Annotated in this window: 18 protein-coding genes; 6 read left to right on the top strand and 12 right to left on the bottom strand. The window is 62.2% G+C overall.

The genetic code is table 11. The annotated features are described in order from the left end of the window. Positions 1-59: 59 nt before the first annotated feature. A complete protein-coding gene (gene ychF / locus GH665_RS19050) occupies positions 60-1,154 on the bottom strand; it encodes a redox-regulated ATPase YchF (protein WP_153137509.1) in 1,095 nt (364 codons plus the stop codon). A 263-nt stretch (positions 1,155-1,417) separates the two neighbouring features. Between ychF and GH665_RS19045 the strand changes: the two genes are divergently transcribed. The 4 genes from GH665_RS19045 (at position 1,418) to GH665_RS19030 (ending at position 6,076) form a co-directional block, all read left to right on the top strand. After that, positions 1,418-2,590 (top strand): UbiH/UbiF family hydroxylase, encoded by a 1,173-nt coding sequence (locus GH665_RS19045; RefSeq protein WP_153137507.1) that lies wholly within the window; start codon positions 1,418-1,420, stop codon positions 2,588-2,590. 121 nt (positions 2,591-2,711) lie between these two features. Beyond that, positions 2,712-3,437: a DsbC family protein gene (locus GH665_RS19040; RefSeq protein ID WP_153137505.1), complete on the top strand. Its 726-nt coding sequence runs from the start codon at positions 2,712-2,714 to the stop codon at positions 3,435-3,437. A 97-nt stretch (positions 3,438-3,534) separates the two neighbouring features. After that, a complete protein-coding gene (locus GH665_RS19035) occupies positions 3,535-5,325 on the top strand; it encodes a M61 family metallopeptidase (protein ID WP_153137503.1) in 1,791 nt (596 codons plus the stop codon). A 154-nt stretch (positions 5,326-5,479) separates the two neighbouring features. Further along, the gene (locus GH665_RS19030; RefSeq protein ID WP_153137500.1) at positions 5,480-6,076 is read left to right on the top strand and encodes an FMN-dependent NADH-azoreductase; all 597 of its coding nucleotides are present in this window, start codon (positions 5,480-5,482) and stop codon (positions 6,074-6,076) included. Positions 6,077-6,183: 107 nt separating this feature from the next. On the opposite strand, the gene GH665_RS19025 is transcribed toward GH665_RS19030, so the two are convergent. The 8 genes from GH665_RS19025 to rpe all read right to left on the bottom strand — a co-directional run bounded on the left by GH665_RS19025 (position 6,184) and on the right by rpe (position 13,488). Continuing rightward, on the bottom strand, positions 6,184-7,026 hold the full coding sequence (locus GH665_RS19025; RefSeq protein WP_153137498.1) for a uracil-DNA glycosylase: 843 nt from the start codon (positions 7,024-7,026) through the stop codon (positions 6,184-6,186). Positions 7,027-7,059: 33 nt separating this feature from the next. Further along, positions 7,060-7,686 (bottom strand): CYTH domain-containing protein, encoded by a 627-nt coding sequence (locus GH665_RS19020; RefSeq protein ID WP_153137496.1) that lies wholly within the window; start codon positions 7,684-7,686, stop codon positions 7,060-7,062. A gap of 39 nt (positions 7,687-7,725) precedes the next feature. Then, positions 7,726-8,511, bottom strand: a complete 786-nt coding sequence (gene trpC, locus GH665_RS19015) for an indole-3-glycerol phosphate synthase TrpC (RefSeq protein WP_153137494.1) — start codon at positions 8,509-8,511, stop codon at positions 7,726-7,728. Between the two features lie 18 nt (positions 8,512-8,529). Next, the gene (gene trpD / locus GH665_RS19010; protein ID WP_153137492.1) at positions 8,530-9,561 is read right to left on the bottom strand and encodes an anthranilate phosphoribosyltransferase; all 1,032 of its coding nucleotides are present in this window, start codon (positions 9,559-9,561) and stop codon (positions 8,530-8,532) included. 17 nt (positions 9,562-9,578) lie between these two features. Beyond that, on the bottom strand, positions 9,579-10,166 hold the full coding sequence (locus tag GH665_RS19005) for an aminodeoxychorismate/anthranilate synthase component II (RefSeq protein ID WP_153137490.1): 588 nt from the start codon (positions 10,164-10,166) through the stop codon (positions 9,579-9,581). Between the two features lie 13 nt (positions 10,167-10,179). Then, positions 10,180-11,673, bottom strand: coding sequence for an anthranilate synthase component I (gene trpE / locus GH665_RS19000; RefSeq protein ID WP_153137489.1), 1,494 nt, complete (start codon positions 11,671-11,673; stop codon positions 10,180-10,182). 371 nt (positions 11,674-12,044) lie between these two features. Next, positions 12,045-12,761: a phosphoglycolate phosphatase gene (locus GH665_RS18995; RefSeq protein ID WP_153137487.1), complete on the bottom strand. Its 717-nt coding sequence runs from the start codon at positions 12,759-12,761 to the stop codon at positions 12,045-12,047. Between the two features lie 43 nt (positions 12,762-12,804). Then, complete coding sequence (gene rpe, locus GH665_RS18990; RefSeq protein ID WP_153137485.1) at positions 12,805-13,488, bottom strand: ribulose-phosphate 3-epimerase; 684 nt, start codon at positions 13,486-13,488, stop codon at positions 12,805-12,807. Between the two features lie 277 nt (positions 13,489-13,765). Here rpe and apaG point away from each other — a divergent pair, with 277 nt between their 5' ends. Beyond that, positions 13,766-14,140, top strand: a complete 375-nt coding sequence (apaG, locus tag GH665_RS18985; RefSeq protein ID WP_028199699.1) for a Co2+/Mg2+ efflux protein ApaG — start codon at positions 13,766-13,768, stop codon at positions 14,138-14,140. 46 nt (positions 14,141-14,186) lie between these two features. Here the strand turns inward: apaG and GH665_RS38785 are convergent, their stop codons facing one another. Beyond that, complete coding sequence (locus tag GH665_RS38785; RefSeq protein ID WP_028199700.1) at positions 14,187-14,348, bottom strand: hypothetical protein; 162 nt, start codon at positions 14,346-14,348, stop codon at positions 14,187-14,189. Positions 14,349-14,376: 28 nt separating this feature from the next. On the opposite strand from GH665_RS38785, the gene mltA reads away from it, so the two are divergent. Next, positions 14,377-15,501 carry a murein transglycosylase A gene (gene mltA, locus GH665_RS18980; RefSeq protein ID WP_153137483.1) on the top strand — a complete coding sequence of 375 codons (1,125 nt, stop codon included), beginning with the start codon at positions 14,377-14,379 and terminating at the stop codon, positions 15,499-15,501. Positions 15,502-15,609: 108 nt separating this feature from the next. On the opposite strand, the gene paaK is transcribed toward mltA, so the two are convergent. Together paaK and paaI are read right to left on the bottom strand one after the other, a co-directional pair. Then, on the bottom strand, positions 15,610-16,914 hold the full coding sequence (paaK, locus tag GH665_RS18975; RefSeq protein WP_153137481.1) for a phenylacetate--CoA ligase PaaK: 1,305 nt from the start codon (positions 16,912-16,914) through the stop codon (positions 15,610-15,612). A gap of 150 nt (positions 16,915-17,064) precedes the next feature. Then, the gene (gene paaI / locus GH665_RS18970; RefSeq protein ID WP_153137479.1) at positions 17,065-17,526 is read right to left on the bottom strand and encodes a hydroxyphenylacetyl-CoA thioesterase PaaI; all 462 of its coding nucleotides are present in this window, start codon (positions 17,524-17,526) and stop codon (positions 17,065-17,067) included.

Genomic DNA, 17,526 nt, shown 5'->3' with positions numbered 1-17,526 from the left:
GGTGCGTGATGTTCGTCTGGCGCTCTGCAATCAGCGCCGCACGCTGCCGATTGGAAATATCAAACGTTGAACAGGAAGTTCATCACGTCGCCGTCGTGCACGACGTATTCCTTGCCTTCCGCGCGCATTTTGCCGGCTTCCTTCGCACCTTGCTCACCCTTGTAGGTGATGAAGTCGTTGAAGGCAATCGTCTGCGCGCGAATGAAGCCGCGCTCGAAGTCGGTGTGGATCGCGCCCGCTGCCTGCGGTGCGGTGTCGCCGATATGGATCGTCCACGCGCGCACTTCCTTCACGCCGGCCGTGAAGTAGGTTTGCAGGCCCAGCAGCTTGAAACCCGCGCGAATCACGCGGTTCAGGCCCGGCTCTTCCATGCCCATGTCGGCGAGGAACACTTCCATGTCCGCTTCTTCGAGGTCGGCGATTTCCGCTTCGATCGCCGCGCACACGGCAACCACCGGTGCGCCTTCGGCGGCCGCGAACTTCGTGACTGCGTCGAGGTGCGGGTTGTTCTCGAAACCGTCGTCCTTCACGTTGGCGACGTACATGGTCGGCTTGGCGGTGATCAGGCAGAACGGCTTGAGCGTGGCCTTTTCTTCATCCGACAGGTCGAGCGCGCGGACCGGCTTGGCCTGGTCGAGTTGCGCGCGAACCTTTTCCAGCACTGCGGCGTTCTTGGCGGCTTCCTTGTCGTTACCCGACTTGGCGGCCTTCGAATAGCGCGTCAATGCCTTCTCGACGGTGGCGAGGTCGGCCAGCGCCAGTTCGGTGTTGATCACTTCGATATCCGACAGCGGATCGACCTTGTTCGCGACGTGGATCACGTTTTCGTCTTCGAAGCAGCGCACAACGTGCGTGATCGCGTCGGTTTCGCGGATGTTCGCGAGGAACTGGTTGCCCAGACCTTCGCCCTTGCTTGCACCGGCCACGAGGCCGGCGATGTCGACGAATTCCACGACTGCCGGGAGGATGCGCTCCGGCTTGACGATGTCGGCGAGGGCCTTCAGACGCGCGTCCGGCACTTCGACGATGCCGACGTTCGGCTCGATCGTGCAGAACGGGTAGTTTTCGGCGGCAATGCCCGCCTTGGTCAGCGCGTTGAACAGGGTGGACTTGCCGACGTTAGGCAGGCCGACGATGCCGCATTTGAGGCTCATGGAAATCCTTCAGTGAATCAGTAAGTTGCGTGATGCGCTCGACGCTGTGTGCAGGATTCGAAAAGCCTTCGCGTTTGGCGTGGCGGAGGAAAGCGCAGCGGAGCGGGACAAGACACCAGATCGGGGCGTAGCCTCGACGATTCTGGGCGAGTTTTGTCACGGAAAGCGCAATTGTAACCCGTTCGGATCGGGTTCTTGATCTGCCTGCGGTAAAGCCGCGGGCTCGATCCGTCCCTCGCAACCCCCGCAGCTATAATGCGCGGATGAACGCACACCACCAGACCTTTGATGCCGCCGTGATCGGCGGCGGGCTCGTCGGCAAGACCGCGGCATTGGCGCTGACGCAAGGCGGACTGCGCGTGGCGCTGCTCGCGCAACCCTGCGCCGCGCTGCCGCCGGGCGCGACCTTCGACTCGCGGGTGTACGCGCTGTCGTCGAGTTCGCAGGCTCTGCTAGAGCGGCTGCGGGTCTGGCAGGCGCTCGATCTGACCAAGCTCGGCCCCGTCTATGACATGCGCGTCTATGGGGACGCGCATGCCGAACTTCATTTCTCCGCGTTCCAAGCCTCTGTGCCGCAATTGGCGTGGATCGTCGAGTCGTCGGTGATCGAACGCGCGCTCGATGCCGCGTTGCGTTTCCAGCCGAATCTCACCTGGATCGACACGCGCGCCCAGGCGCTCGACTTCACCGCCGACAGTGCGAGCGTCGGTCTTGCCAATGGCAACGTGCTCGAGGCCGATCTCGTGGTCGGCGCAGACGGTGCCCATTCATGGGTGCGCGCGCAGATCGGCTCGAAGATGGACCGGCGTGACTATAAGCAAACCGGCGTCGTCGCGAATTTCAAGGCCGAAAAGCCGCACGGCGAGACCGCTTACCAGTGGTTCAAGGACGGCGAGATCATCGCGCTGCTGCCGATGCCAGAGGGCCACGTGTCGCTGGTCTGGTCGGCGCGCACCGAGCACGCTGAACAACTGCTCGCGCTTGATCCGGCGCAACTCGCGGCCGAAGTCGAACGCGTGACCGGGGGGCAGTTCGGCGCTCTGGAATGCGTGACGCCGGCGCAGGGCTTCCCGCTTGCACTACAAACCGTCGACAAACTCGTGGCGCCGCGCGTCGCGCTGGTCGGCGATGCCGCGCATCTGATTCACCCGTTGGCGGGTCAGGGCATGAACCTTGGTTTGCGCGATGTCGCGGCGCTCGCCGAGACGGTCGCCGGCAAGGAAGCCTTCCGCGATCTCGGCGACATGGTGCTGCTGCGCCGCTACGAGCGAGCCCGCCGCGAAGATATTCGCGCGCTGATGATCGCCACCGACGGCCTGCAAAAGCTCTTCTCGGCGCCCGGCCCGTTCGCCAAGGTATTGCGCAATACCGGCATGGCGTTTGTCGGCGCGCAGCCGTTCATCAAGCGCTGGCTGGTGTCGGCCGCGCTCGGATAAAACGCCCAGGCCGGCATGCCCGGCCGGCGGGACGGGTATCATGAACGCATGGGCGCCATTCCGGTCAGACCGGATACGTCCCCAAAACGCGCATCGCGCGATTGAACTCCAGGAATTCAGCATGAAAAAATCCTTCCGCATCGCGGCCGCCGCGCTCGCGATCGCCGCCGTCACAATGGGCTGCTCCGCGCAGGCCGATCAAGCCACCGACAAGCTCAAGGCCACGCTGCAAACGCGTCTGGCCGACGTGACGATCAAGAGCGTGACGAAGTCGCCGATTGCCGGCCTGTATGAAGTGAATCTCGGCACGCAGATCATCTATAGCGATGCGAACGGCGACTACCTCATGCTCGGCGATATGGTCGACGCGAAAACGCGCAAGAATCTGACTGAAGCGCGTCTGGCGGAAACCAACCGCATCGATTTCGCGAGCCTGCCGTTCGGCAACGCGGTGAAGGTCGTGAAGGGCAACGGCGCGCGCAAGATCGCGGTGTTCTCGGATCCGAACTGCCCGTACTGCAAGCAGCTCGAGACCTCGCTCAAGTCGCTCGACAACGTCACGGTCTACACCTTCCTGTACCCGGTGCTGTCGCCGGATTCGACCGCCAAGTCGAAGTCGATCTGGTGCTCGACCGACCGCGCGAAGGCGTGGGAGTCGTGGATGCAGGATCATCAGGCGCCTACCGCTGCCGGCACCTGTGACACGGCCGCACTCGACAAGAACCTGGCGCTCGGCCGCGCGATGGGCGTCGACGGCACGCCGACCGTGTTCCTCGCCGACGGCCGCCGCCTGCCAGGCGCTGTCTCGGCAGACCGGTTGGACAAGGAAATGTCCGCCGTGCACTGAGCACGCATCACAAGTCGAAGAAAGGAGGCGCGCAGTGCGCCTCCTTTCACATCAAGCCCCGAACCTTCCTGCCAGAACAATCTCCTAATCGCCGCCGATGAAGCCGATCCGCTACACCATCGTTCCCAAGCAACCCGCCGCCCATCTGTTCGAAGTCACCGTGACCGTCGCCGATCCCGATCCGGCCGGCCAGCGTTTCATGCTGCCGGTGTGGATTCCGGGCAGCTACATGGTGCGCGAATTTGCCCGCAACATCGTCACGCTGCGCGGCACCAATGAGGCGGGGCGGAAGGTGCGCGTCGAGAAAACCGACAAGCACACGTGGCAGGCCGCACCGGTGAAAGGCGCGCTGACGCTGCGCTACGAGGTGTATGCATGGGATATGTCGGTGCGCGCCGCGCATCTTGACGATACGACCGGCTTTTTCAATGGCACGAGCGTGTTCCTCGCGCCGCTCGGTCATGAGGACGCGCAGTGCGTGGTCGATATCCAGAAGCCGGACGGCGCGGCGTATCGCAACTGGCGGGTCGCGACCGCGTTGCCGGAAGCGCGCGGCACGAAACGCTACGGCTTCGGCGAATATCGCGCGCAGAACTACGACGAACTGATCGATCACCCGGTCACGTTGGGCGTGTTCGCGCTGGAGACATTCAAGGCGCACGGCGTACCGCACGATATCGTGATCGCGGGGCGCGTGGCTGGGCTCGACATGGCGCGTTTGTCAGCCGACCTGAAACGTATTTGCGAAGCGCAGATCGCGTTGTTCGAGCCGAAGTCGAAGAAGGCGCCGGTGGATCGCTACGTGTTCATGACGCAGGCGGTTACCGACGGTTATGGCGGACTGGAGCATCGTGCTTCGACGGCATTGATCTGCAATCGCAGCGATCTGCCGGTGCAAGGCCGCGAGGCGCCCACTGAGGGTTACAGGACCTATCTCGGCCTGTGCAGCCACGAGTACTTCCACACCTGGAATGTGAAGCGCATCAAGCCGGCTGTGTTCGCGCCGTACGACCTGAGCGTCGAAAACTACACACCGTTGCTGTGGCTGTTCGAAGGCTTTACCTCTTACTACGACGACCTGATCCTCGTACGCAGCGGCCTGATCTCGCAAGACGACTATTTCGGCCTGCTCGGCAAGGTGATTGGCGGCGTGCTGCGCGGCAGTGGCCGCCTGAAGCAGTCGGTGGCCGAAAGCTCATTCGACACCTGGGTCAAATACTACCGGCAGGACGAAAACGCAGCGAATGCGATCGTCAGCTATTACACGAAGGGTTCGCTCGTCGCGCTCGCTTTTGATCTGACGATTCGCGCGCAGACCAATAACCGCAAATCGCTCGACGATGTGATGCGCCTGCTGTGGCAGCGGTTTGGGCGCGATTTCTATCGCGGCAAGCCCGTTGGCGTCGAGGAAAGTGAGGTCGAGGCGATTTTTGCCGAGGCGACCGGCGTGCAACTGGGTGAATTGTTCGCCGACGCCGTGTACGGCACGCGCGATTTGCCGCTCGATAAGCTGCTCGAACCGTTTGGCGTCACGCTTGCGCCGGATCTGGAAAAGAACGGCAAGCCGTCGCTCGGCGCACGCGTACGCGGCGGCGCGGATTGCACATTGGCGGTGGTTCACGAAGGCAGCGCGGCGCAAAAAGCCGGTCTGTCCGCAGGCGACGTGCTGATCGCGCTCGACGGTCTGCGCGTAACCGGCTCGAATCTTGATTCGCTGCTGTCGCGCTATCTGCCGGGCGCAAAAGTCGAAGTCCACGCCTTCCGCCGCGACGAGTTGCGTACCACGCAAGTCAAGCTGGACGGGCCTGAGGTGTCGCGTTACAAGCTCGCCGCGAGTGACAAGCGGGCTGCCGCTCGCAAGGCGCGGGAGCGCTGGCTAGCAAGCTGATCGTAATCAGCCACAGCGTTAATCGCCGTTTCAAAGCGGGGGATTGTTCTACCAGTGCAACAATCCTTCGCTGCCGCACGGCTTTTTCCCGGGGCGGTAAAAAAACACAATGACTCCACTCGCGCAACATTGCGCGCCCCTACTGGAGTCAACCATGACCACGATCCTGCAAATCAACTCGGCAGCCCGCTCGCAAGGCGCGAACTCAACCCTGCTCCTGAACGAGTTGACCGCAAAGCTGCAACAATCGAATCCGGGCGCGCAAGTCGTCGTCCGTAACCTGCAAGCTGAACCGCTGCCGCATCTGGACGACGCCGTGCTCGGCGCGTTCTTCACGCCGGCTGACCAGCGCACGCCGGAACAAGTCGCGATCGCTGCACGCAGCGAAGCGCTGATCGCCGAACTGCAAGCCGCCGACATCGTCGTGATCGGCGCACCGATGTACAACTTCGGCATCTCGTCGCAACTGAAGACGTATTTCGACTTCATCGCCCGTGCCGGCATCACCTTCCAGTACACGGCGAACGGTCCGGAAGGCCTCGTGAAGGGCAAGAAAGTCCACGTGGTTTCGGCACGTGGCGGCAAGTATGTCGGCACCCCGAACGACAGCCAGACACCGTACCTGAAGGCATTCCTCGGCTTCCTCGGCATGACCGACGTGAACTTCATCTACGCCGAAGGCCTGAACATGGGCCCGGACGCTGCGAGCGCAGCGCTGGCTGGCGCGCGCGAAGCGATCGCTGCTGCGTAAGGTTTGAGGTTTGTCCGCGCGGCGTGATCGCGGCGCGGTGGAATTGAAAAACGCCACGGAATGTGAATTCCGTGGCGTTTCTGTTTTTTGCCGCTGCGTTTTGAGGCCTATGCCAGCATCTGCGCTTCTTCGGGCAAGCGCCAATCGATCGGAGCGCGGCTGTGCTTCACGAGATAGTCGTTCGCTGCCGCAAAGTGTCCGCAACCGAGAAAGCCGCGATGCGCCGACAGCGGCGACGGGTGCGGCGCCTCCAGCACGTAATGCGACTTGCCGCCCAGCAACGCGCGTTTAGCTTGCGCATGCGCGCCCCACAGCATGAATACGAGGCCGTCATGACGCATGGCCAATTCGTGGATCAGCGTGTCCGTACATTTCTCCCAGCCGCGTTTCGCGTGACTCGCGGCGGAATCACGCTCGACGGTCAGCACCGTGTTCAACAGCAGCACGCCCTGTTTGGCCCAGGTGTCGAGGCAGCCATGACGTGGCGGCTCGTGGCCAAGGCTGGCGGCGATTTCCTTGAAGATATTGCGCAGCGACGGCGGCGTGCGCACGTTCGGCGCTACGGAAAATGCGAGTCCGTGCGCTTGCGGCGTGCCGCGATCTTCACCGTGATACGGGTCCTGGCCGAGAATCACGACTTTGACTTCGTCGGGACTGGTGAGGCGCAGAGCCCGAAAGACATCGGCGGGGTAGACGGTTTTGCCGGCCGCGCGCTCACCGTCGACGAAACGACATAGTGACGCATAGGCGTCACTCTCGATGAACGGTTTCAGGTGCGCGTGCCATGCCGGGGGCAGGGCGGCGAATTGGGCTTCGAGCGTTGGCGGCGGCGAGCCGGCGGCGGCCGGCGTTTGCTGCGGCTGCGCGGTCGCACCGGCCGGTGTGGAAGGGGCGTCACCAAACAACGAGGCTTGCGACGAACTGGAGCGGGTACGGGAAGCGGAGGTCATGGCGGGGAAGTGTCGCAGCAAACGGGGCGTTGCTCAACCCGCCCGCAGCTGATAACCGCGCTGCGCCTTGCTGATATTGTCCGGTGCGAGGCCGGCTATCTGCTTTTCGAGTTCAGCCGCGAGGGCGTGGAGCGCCGCTTCGTCGCCGGATTTCAGTTCGAGTTCGACTTCCGAGATCGGTGCGCGACGCGTTTCGCTATCGACCTCAGCGAATACGTCACCTTGATCGATCGCCGCTTCGACTTCCGAGCCGTCCAGTTCGATGTTCCACAGCGTGCGGGTGAAATTCGTGCGAAACAGTTCGATGAGTTCGGGCGCGGCCTGACGCAAAGCATTGGCGGCGGATGGTTCGTCGCATTCGCGCAGCAACGCGTCGATCTCCAGTTTTTCGCCGGCCACCGGCATTTCCCACTCGTGGCGGCTGTGCAAACCATTGCTGGCCTTGCCCACCGTCTTGAAGGTTTGTAGCCAGCCGTCCGGCGTCTGGCGCAAACGCAATGCGCTTTTCGAACCTGCCAGCGTCAACTGCGGCGTGTCGAAGTAAATATTCACCAACTTGACCGGCCGGCCCGTAGCACCTGTGCGCGCGACGAACCACTGCGTCGCCGCCTGCACCTGCGCGGGCGGCAGCGCCAGCTTGATTTCACGTTCCATGCCCATGACCTGCTCCGCTACGTAGCCTGCGTGTTGAAGCCGCGCTTAGAAAAACATCCGCGCAAGTTCCACGCCCGGCTCTTCCGCGCGCATGAACGCCTCGCCAACGAGGAACGTATGCACGTCCATCGCCCGCAGACGTTCGACATCGACGCGTGACAGAATGCCCGACTCCGTGACCACGATGCGGTCGTCCGGAATCGATTCGAGCATGCCAATGGTCGTTTCGATCGACGTTTCGAAGGTGCGCAGATTGCGGTTGTTGATGCCGATCAGCGGCGTCTTCAACTTAAGCGATTCCATCAGTTCATTGTGGTCATGCACTTCGACCAGCACTGCGAGGCCCAGCGAATGCGCGAGCGCTTCCAGGTCCTGCATCTGCGAGGTTTCCAAAGCGGCAGCGATCAGCAGAATCGCGTCCGCACCCATCGCGCGGGCTTCGACGATCTGGTACGGATCGACGATGAAGTCTTTGCGCAGCACGGGCAGGTTGCAGGCGGCGCGCGCCTCTTCGAGGTAAGCCACGCTGCCCTGGAAGAACTGCACGTCGGTGAGCACGGACAAACAGGCGGCACCGTGCTTTTCATACGAACGCGCGATCTCGGCTGGGACAAAGTTTTCGCGCAGCACGCCTTTCGACGGGCTCGCTTTCTTCACTTCGGAAATGACCGCGGCCAGACCGGCGGCGTGTTTCGCGCGCAATGCGCCGACGAAATCGCGGATGTCGCGCGACGACGCTTCGAGGCGCAGTTCTTCGAGCGGCGCGCTCTGTTCAGCCGCGCGGACTTCTTCGCGTTTGACCGCGATGATGCGGTCGAGGATGTCGCTCATGAGTGTCTCGCTACGTAGTTACTGCTTGAATTGCTGGGTGAAACGAACCAGGTCTTCGACCTTGGCCCGTGCTTTGCCGCTTGCGATCGCTTCGCGCGCCAACTGGATACCGTCCGCAATCGACGCTGCCACGTTCGCCGAATAGAGGGCCGTGCCCGCGTTCAGCGTGACGATTTCACGCGCGACGCCCGGCTTGTTGTCGAGCGCTTCGAGCAGCATCAGTTTGGATTCGGCGGCGTCGGCCACTTTCAGGGTGCGGTTCGACACCATCTGCATGCCGAAGTCTTCCGGATGGATTTCATACTCGTGGACCTGGCCGTCGCGCAACTCGCCGACTTGCGTGGCCGCACCGAGCGAGACTTCATCCATGCCGTCCATCCCGTAGACCACCAGCACGTGCTTCGCACCGAGGCGCTGCATCACGCGCACCTGAATCCCGACAAGGTCGGCATGGAACACGCCCATCAACTGATTCGGCGCGCCGGCCGGATTGGTCAGCGGTCCGAGAATATTGAAGATGGTCCGCACGCCAAGTTCGCGGCGCACCGGCGCGATGTTCTTCATTGCCGGATGATGGTTCGGCGCGAACATGAAACCCATGCCGGTTTCCGCAATCGATGCCGCCACCTGGTCCGGTTGCAGATCGATGTTCACGCCGAGCGCTTCGAGCACGTCCGCGCTGCCCGATTTGCTCGATACGCCGCGGCCACCATGCTTCGCGACCTTGGCGCCCGCCGCAGCCGAAACGAACATGGTTGCGGTGGAAATGTTGAAGGTTTGCGAGCCGTCGCCGCCGGTGCCGACGATATCGACGAAGTTCGAGTTGTCCTGCACCTCGACGTGCCGGGCAAATTCACGCATTACCGTGGCGGCTGCGGTGATTTCGCCGATGGTCTCTTTTTTGACGCGCAAGCCGGTGATGATTGCCGCCGACATCACGGGCGACAGTTCGCCGCGCATGATGAGCCGCATTAAATGCAGCATTTCGTCGTGGAAAATCTCGCGGTGCTCGATGGTCCGTTGCAGCGCTTCCTGGGGCGTAATCGACATGATTTCGTCTCTCTTCATCAAGCGGTGCGGTGGGCGGTCTTCGATTGCTTCACGAAGTTTTCGAGCAATGCGTGGCCGTGTTCGGACAGGATCGATTCCGGATGGAACTGCACGCCTTCAACAGCCAGTTCCTTGTGACGCACGCCCATGATTTCGCCGTCTTCGGTCCATGCAGACACTTCAAGACAATCCGGCAGCGATTCGCGTTCGATCGCGAGCGAGTGGTAACGCGTCACGACGAAATGCTTCGGCAAGTCGGCGAACACACCTTTGCAGTCGGTTTCGATCGTGCTCACCTTGCCGTGCATGATGGTTTGCGCGCGCACTACGCGGCCGCCGAAGGCTTCGCCGATCGCCTGATGGCCGAGGCAGACGCCGAGAATCGGCGTCTTGCTGGCGAATTCGCGCAGCACGTCGAGCGTGATGCCGGCGTGTTGCGGATTGCTCGGGCCGGGCGACAGGCAAATGCGCTCCGGGTTGAGCTTCGCAATTTCGTCCAGCGTGATTTCGTCGTTCCGATAGGTGCGCACGTCTTCGCCGAGTTCGCCGAAGTACTGCACCAGGTTGTAGGTGAACGAGTCGTAGTTGTCGATCATAAGCAGCATGGTGTGTCTCCGGTCAGAAGTCGCTATCGAGGCCGTCTTGAACCTGCTCGGCGGCGCGCAGCACAGCGCGCGCCTTGTTCTCGGTCTCTTGCCATTCGGATTCCGGCACCGAATCCGCGACTACACCCGCTGCCGCCTGCACATACAGATTGCCGTTTGCGATCACGCCGGTGCGGATCGTGATGGCCAGGTCCATTTCGCCGGTGAACGACAGATAGCCGACCGCACCGCCGTACAGGCCGCGTTTCACCGGTTCCAGTTCGTCGATCAATTCCATCGCGCGAACCTTCGGCGCGCCGGACAACGTGCCGGCCGGGAAGGTGGCGCGCAGCACGTCGAAATTGGTGGTGCCGGGTTTCAGCTTGCCTTCGACGGAGCTCACGATGTGCTGCACGTGCGAGTATTTCTCGATCACCATCTTGTCGGTGACGACCACCGAACCGATCTGGGCGATGCGGCCCACGTCGTTACGCGCGAGGTCGATCAGCATCACGTGCTCGGCAATTTCCTTCGGATCGCTCAGCAGTTCGGTGGCGAGTTCGGCGTCGCGTTCCGGCGTATTGCCGCGCGGACGGGTGCCGGCGAGCGGCCGGATCGTCACGATGCGATCTTCACCGCGCTTTTCCTGGCGCACCAGAATTTCCGGCGACGCGCCGACCACGTGGAAGTCGCCGAAGTTGTAGAAATACATGTACGGCGACGGATTCAGCGAGCGCAGCGCGCGATATAGCGACAGCGGATTGTCGCGGTAAGGCTTGGTCAGACGCTGGCCGACCTGCACCTGCATCAGTTCGCCGGCGGCGATGTATTCCTTCGCTTTGCGCACGGCGGCCAGATAATCGTCTTTGGCGAACTCGCGGTAGGTCTCGGTGCGCACGCTGGCCGACGTGACCGGCGGCTGCACGGTCGTGCGCAAACGCTGGCGCAATTCACGCAGACGCTGTTTGGCTTTCGTGTACGCCTCGGGTTGCGTCGGGTCCGCGTACACCACCAGGTAGAGCTTGCCGGCCAGGTTGTCGATCACCGCGACTTCTTCGGTGAGCAGCAACTGGATGTCCGGCAGATTCAGATCGTCGGGCGGCGCGGAGTGTGCGAGCTTTTTCTCGATGTAGCGCACCGCGTCATAGCCGAAGTAGCCTGCCAGCCCGCCCGCGAAACGCGGCAGACCGGGGCGCTGCGCTACTTTGAAGCGTCCCTGGAATTGCTGGATGAACTCGAGCGGATCACCCTCGTGCGTCTCGACGACTTTGCCGTCCCGCACCACTTCCGATACGCCGTTGCGGGTGCGCAGCAGCGTGCGCGCCGGCAGGCCGATGAACGAATAGCGGCCAAACCGTTCGCCGCCCACCACCGATTCCAGCAGGAACGAGTTCGCGCCATTGCGTTCGCTCTGCGCGAGCTTCAGGTACAGCGAGAGCGGCGTCTCGAGGTCGGAGAGCGCTTCGGCGATCAGCGGAATGCGGTTGAAACCCTCGTTGGCGAGGGACTGGAATTCGAGTTCGGTCATGTTCCGATCCTGTACGTACGTCAGACGGCACTATGCGTCGGACAAAGCGGGGCGTTGCGCAGCCGGTCAGGCGTCGGTTGGGCGTATCGATACGATGATACCGACCGGCGCGAGTTTCCCATCGACGCATGCAGCGGGTTTCAGCACCACAGATGTACTTTGCGGGTACACGGGGGCCAAATCAACCGATGCAGCGAAACAAGGTGATGGAAAAAACGCGTGAGCGCAGCGAAGTAAAAAACGGTTGCCGAAGACGTGCTTCAGCGTACCTCAGGCGAGGTTAGCGCGACCAGCGACGCCAGGGCCAGGCTCCCCGGTCGATGCTAATCAGACTCCGTTTTTTATTCAGAAACATGAGGATGAAGGACTTTTCAGGTCGTGGAATGGTGCGCTGCAATTGCCTTGGCGGCATCGAGCAGCGAGGCAACTATACCATCGGATTTTATTTCTTGTATAGCTTGGCCGTGGTTGTAGCCATACGGCAGCGTGAGCGTTGCCATGCCTGCCGCGCGGCCTGCCAGCGCATCGTTCTCCGAATCGCCGATCGCGACCGTGGCTTGCGGCGCGACGCCTAGCTGGGCCGCGGCGGTGAGCATCGGCAGGGGATCTGGCTTCTTTTCCGGCAGGCTGTCGCCGCCGAGCACGACGCTGAAATACTGGCTGAGCCCGTATTGTTCCAGCAATTCGACCGCGAAACGATGCGGCTTGTTGGTGACGCACGCGAGTTTGAGGCCGGCCTCGCGCATGGCGCTGAGGCCGGCTTCGACCTCGGGGTAAAGCCGCGTGTGTACGCCATTGATCTTGGCGTATTCCTCTTGGTAGATCGCGAGCGCCTCGTCGAAACGGTCCTGTGCATGGTCCGTTTCGAAGCGCTCGGCCAGCACGCGGCGAATCAGATTCTCCGAGCCCTTGCCGATGTAGCCAACCACTTCCTCGCGCGAGGTTTCCGCCGCGTCGAGTTGCGCAAGCATGCCGTTCAGGCCGGCGGTGAAATCGTCGGCGGTATCGATCATCGTGCCGTCCAGGTCGATGATCGCGGCCTGAAGGCGTGGGCCGGTGAAGGTCGGGGCAGGGTACGAGGTCGTCATGTGCTTGCTGTGTGCGCGATCCTGGTGGTCGCTCTGGGTTCGATCAGTGCTCGATGTTGGCGAGTGCGGCGCGCATCTTGTCGATCACGGCCTTGTGATCCGGCGCGCCGAAGATAGCGGAGCCCGCCACGAACGTGTCCGCGCCGGCTGCCGCGATTTCGGCGATGTTGTCGACCTTTACGCCGCCGTCCACTTCGAGATGAATCTCGCGGCCGGTTTTTTCCTTGTAGGCGTCGATCCGCTTGCGCGCTTCGCGCAATTTAACGAGCGCCTCAGGAATGAACGATTGACCGCCGAAGCCGGGATTCACCGACATGATCAGCACCAGGTCGACCTTATCCATCACATAGTCCAGATGACTCAGCGACGTGGCCGGGTTGAACACGAGACCGGCCTTGCAGCCGTGGTCGCGAATCAGCGACAGCGTGCGGTCGATATGGTCGGAGCCTTCCGGGTGAAAGCTGATCAGATTCGCGCCGGCCTTGGCGAAGTCCGGCACGATCCGGTCGACCGGGCGCACCATCAGGTGCACGTCGATCGGCACGTCTACGTGCGGACGGATTGCTTCGCAGACGAGCGGGCCGATCGTCAGGTTCGGCACGTAATGGTTGTCCATCACGTCGAAGTGAATCCAGTCGGCGCCGGCGGCGACAACGTTGCGGACTTCTTCGCCCAGGCGGGCGAAATCGGCGGACAGAATGCTGGGAGCGATGCGAAATTGCGTCATGGCGGGGGCGGATGCAAGCGGGAAAACGCCATTTTACCGGTTTGCGGGCTGCTGAACCGGTTCGGGGGCCGTTTGAGGAGACGGCACGGGCCAGGCGCGGCAAAGCTGACAAAACGTCCTAACCGTCCCTGGCCAGAGGGATTTGTCCGGTTGCGGGCGTGCCGCGCATCAAGCAGAATGCCAAACCATCAGCGCCGCTTCTCCAATGCGCCCGCAAACCATTGGCGTTCGGGGCTTCCCGCGATTTTTTTGCCCGTTTCACCAGACCGGAATCAGGATGAGCCAGTACGAATTCAGCGTCTCGGCGCAGGTGCAGTATCTGCCCGAAGAGTCGGACCCGGAGCGCCGCCAGTATGCGTTTGCATACACGCTGACTATCCGTAACAGCGGCCAGGTGCCCGCGCAGTTGATTGCGCGTCACTGGGTGATTACCGACAGCGATAACAGCGTGCAGGAAGTGAAAGGCCTGGGTGTGGTCGGGCACCAGCCGCTGCTCAAACCGGGCGAGCATTTCGAATATACGAGTTGGGCAGTGATCGCCACGCCCGTCGGCACCATGCGCGGCGAGTATTTCTGCGTGGCGGAGGACGGCGAGCGCTTTGACGCTCCCGTGCCCGAATTCATTTTGCGGATGCCGCGTACTTTGCATTGAACCGCCAGCGCGGCTCGCGGTCTTTAAGAGGCTCTACGGCGCGGCTTTACTGGGATTTTTGCTGCTTTTGCTGGTCATTGGTGGTGGTGCGCGCGGCCTTTTTCTTGCCGGACGACGTCCATACAACGATAAAGACGAGCAGGAAGAGCGCGAGGAGCGATTCCAGCGCGAAGATGAGCATCGGGTATTCGTCGAACAGATCAGACATGGCGGTTTCCATCAAGAACGAACATTGTATGCGTTTTGTCCGCACTGCCGGAGCATGGCTCGGCGCGCTTTCAGTTGCGGTGATGCTGGCTTCCTGCGGTGGCGGCGGTGCAGTCCGGCCTTCGGTTTCGCCGCCCACGGGTGCCGCGATCATACCCGGGCAGATCGCCGCGACGCGGCTTACGGCAGTAGCCTGGCAACAGGTGCCGGGGTGGCAGGACGATTCGCTGATCGGCGCAACGGCTGCGTTGCGGCAAAACTGCCTGAGGCTCGCACGTCAACCGAACTGGGCCCGCGCATGCGCGGCGGCCTCGCAGATCGACGATCTGGACGTGACCAGTGCACGGGCGTTTTTCGAGGCGTATTTCACGCCGTTCCAGTTAGCCAACAACGACGGCACGCTCGATGGCCTCGTCACCGGCTACTACGAACCATTGCTGCGCGGTTCGCGCACGCGGCACGGCGTGTATCAGACGGCGCTGTACCGCTGGCCATCCGGCTATCGCGCGGGTGCTCCGCTGCCTTCGCGCGCGCAACTCGAGCGCTCGGGGGTGCTTAACGGCAATGAACTCGTGTGGGTCGACGATCCGATCGAAGCTTTCTTCCTGCAGGTGCAGGGCTCCGGGCGCGTCGTGATGGAAGACGGTAGCGTGATGCGGGTCGGCTTTGGTGGCACCAACAACCAGCCGTACAAGTCGATCGGGCGGTGGTTGCTCGATCGCGGCGAACTGACGCCGGCGCAAGCGACCATGCAGGGTATCAAGGCATGGGCGCGCGCGAATCCTACGCGGGTTGATGCATTGCTCGATACCAACCCGCGCTTTGTGTTCTTCCGCGAAATGCCGTCTGGCGAAAGTACACCGAGCGGCGGAGCGGATGGCCCGATTGGTGCGCTGGGCGTGCCGTTGACGCCGGAGCGGTCGATCGCGGTGGATCCGTCTTCGATTCCGCTGGGTACGCCGGTGTTCTTGCAGACCACGCGTCCGTTGACGAACTCACCGATGAATCGCCTCGTCTTTGCACAGGACACTGGGTCCGCGATCAAGGGCGGAGTGCGCGCGGACTACTTCTGGGGTCTCGGCGACGATGCCGGCGACCTGGCTGGCAAGATGAAGCAGGGCGGACGGATGTGGCTGCTGTTGCCGAATTCGTGAGGGTTAGATGGGCGCGGCGGCGGGTTCGCCGCCGGCACATTTGCTAACGGGACTGACGTCGGTCGGTTCCGTTAGCAACCATCAACCCCTGGCGTGCCGGCGTATGGCTTAAAGCCCCGACTTCCGCTTGTCCACCACCCTGCGGGCTTTACCCACCGAACGCTCGATTCCGTTTACACCCAGCACGTTCACAATCGCGCTTACGCCGATCAGCGCCTTGATGTCGTAGGCCAGCGCCTGCTTCGCGTTGGTCAGCGCGGCAGTATCCGGGGCTGATTCCGGGCACGGTTCGACGTTCAACGTCAGTACGTCGAGCGGGCCCTCCTTGGTCAGCACGATCTGATAGTGAGGTGCGAGGGCGCGCTGCTTGAGCAGCAATTCTTCGATCTGCGTCGGGAATACGTTCACGCCGCGCACGATCATCATGTCGTCGGAACGGCCCGTGATTTTTTCCATGCGGCGCATGGTGCGCGCACTGCCGGGCAAGAGACGCGTCAGATCGCGCGTCCGGTAACGGACGATCGGCAGCGCTTCCTTGGTCAACGAAGTGAATACCAGTTCGCCGAGCTCGCCGTCCGGCAATACTTCGCCGGTTTCCGGGTCGATGATTTCGGGGTAGAAATGGTCTTCCCAGATGGTCGGGCCGTCTTTGGTTTCGACGCATTCCGACGCGACGCCCGGTCCCATCACTTCAGACAGACCGTAGATATCGACGGCATCGATGCCCATGCGCTTTTCGATTGCCTGGCGCATGTCGTTGGTCCACGGTTCCGCACCGAAGATGCCGAGGCGCAGCGAGCAATTCGCCGGATCGATGCCTTGCCGTTCGAGTTCGTCGGCGATCGACAGCATATAGCTCGGCGTCACCATGATGATGTCGGGCCGGAAGTCCTGGATTAGTTGCACCTGCTTTTCGGTCTGGCCACCGCCGAACGGGATCACGGTTAGCCCCGCGCGCTCGGCGCCGTAGTGTGCGCCGAGACCGCCGGTGAACAATCCGTAGCCGTAGCTCACGTGAACCTTGTCACCGCGCTTCGCGCCCGCGGCGCGGATCGAACGGGCGACGAGATTTGCCCACGTATCGATATCGCGCGCCGTGTAGCCGACGACCGTCGGTTTCCCCGTTGTCCCCGACGACGCGTGGATTCGCGAAATCTGTTCCTGCGGCACCGCGAACATGCCAAACGGGTAGCTATCGCGCAGATCTTTCTTGGTGGTGAAGGGGAAACGCGCGAGGTCCGCGAGGGTCTTCGCTTCGCTTGGATGGACGCCGGCCTCGTCGAATTTTTTCCGATATACGGGCGAATTTTCGTAAGCGTGGTTCAGCGACCATTTGAGCCGTTCGAGTTGGAGCGCGGCGAGTTCGTCGCGGCTGGCTGTCTCGATGGGATCGAGCGGAAGGGCGGTGGTCATCGAATGTCTCCTTGCTGCCTCAATGCTTGGGTCTGGGGTTACGGTACGCTTGCGCGCGAAAACCGGGGACTCGTTGCTATTTATGGATGCGCTGCCAATGGGTCGCGGGCGCGCTGCGACTTTGCTGCGAATTTGGTGCGGCTCTGCTAATCAATCGCCCGTAGGAATCAGGTTGCCTTTGATCTGCGCAGATTTGCCGCGAAACATCGCTACGGTCTCCTCGGCGCGGTTCGTGACTCGAATGTCGTAAATGCCGGTGCGGCCGCTCAGCGTTTGTTCGACCGCTTCGGCGGTCAACACGTCGCCCCCTTTCACGGGCCGCAAGAATTCGATCGAGCATCCGGCCGCGACTGTGTTGATGTTGTACGTATTGCAGGCGAAAGCGAACGTCGAGTCAGCGAGCGTGAAAATCAGGCCGCCGTGGCAAATCTGATGGCCGTTCAGGAAGTCGTCGCGCACGGCCATGCGCAGGCGTGCGTACCCCGGACGGACTTCTACGATCTCGAATCCGAGCGCTTTGCTGCAAGCGTCGTTTTCGTACATTGCTGCCGCGGTGGCGCGAGCAAGTTCGTCTGGGGTCATTTGGGCCGGGTGGTTGGGTTGTGCGGACAT

The sequence above is a fragment of the Paraburkholderia agricolaris genome (assembly GCF_009455635.1).
GTDB lineage: Bacteria > Pseudomonadota > Gammaproteobacteria > Burkholderiales > Burkholderiaceae > Paraburkholderia > Paraburkholderia agricolaris.
This window is presented reverse-complemented; position numbering and strand designations above follow the sequence as displayed.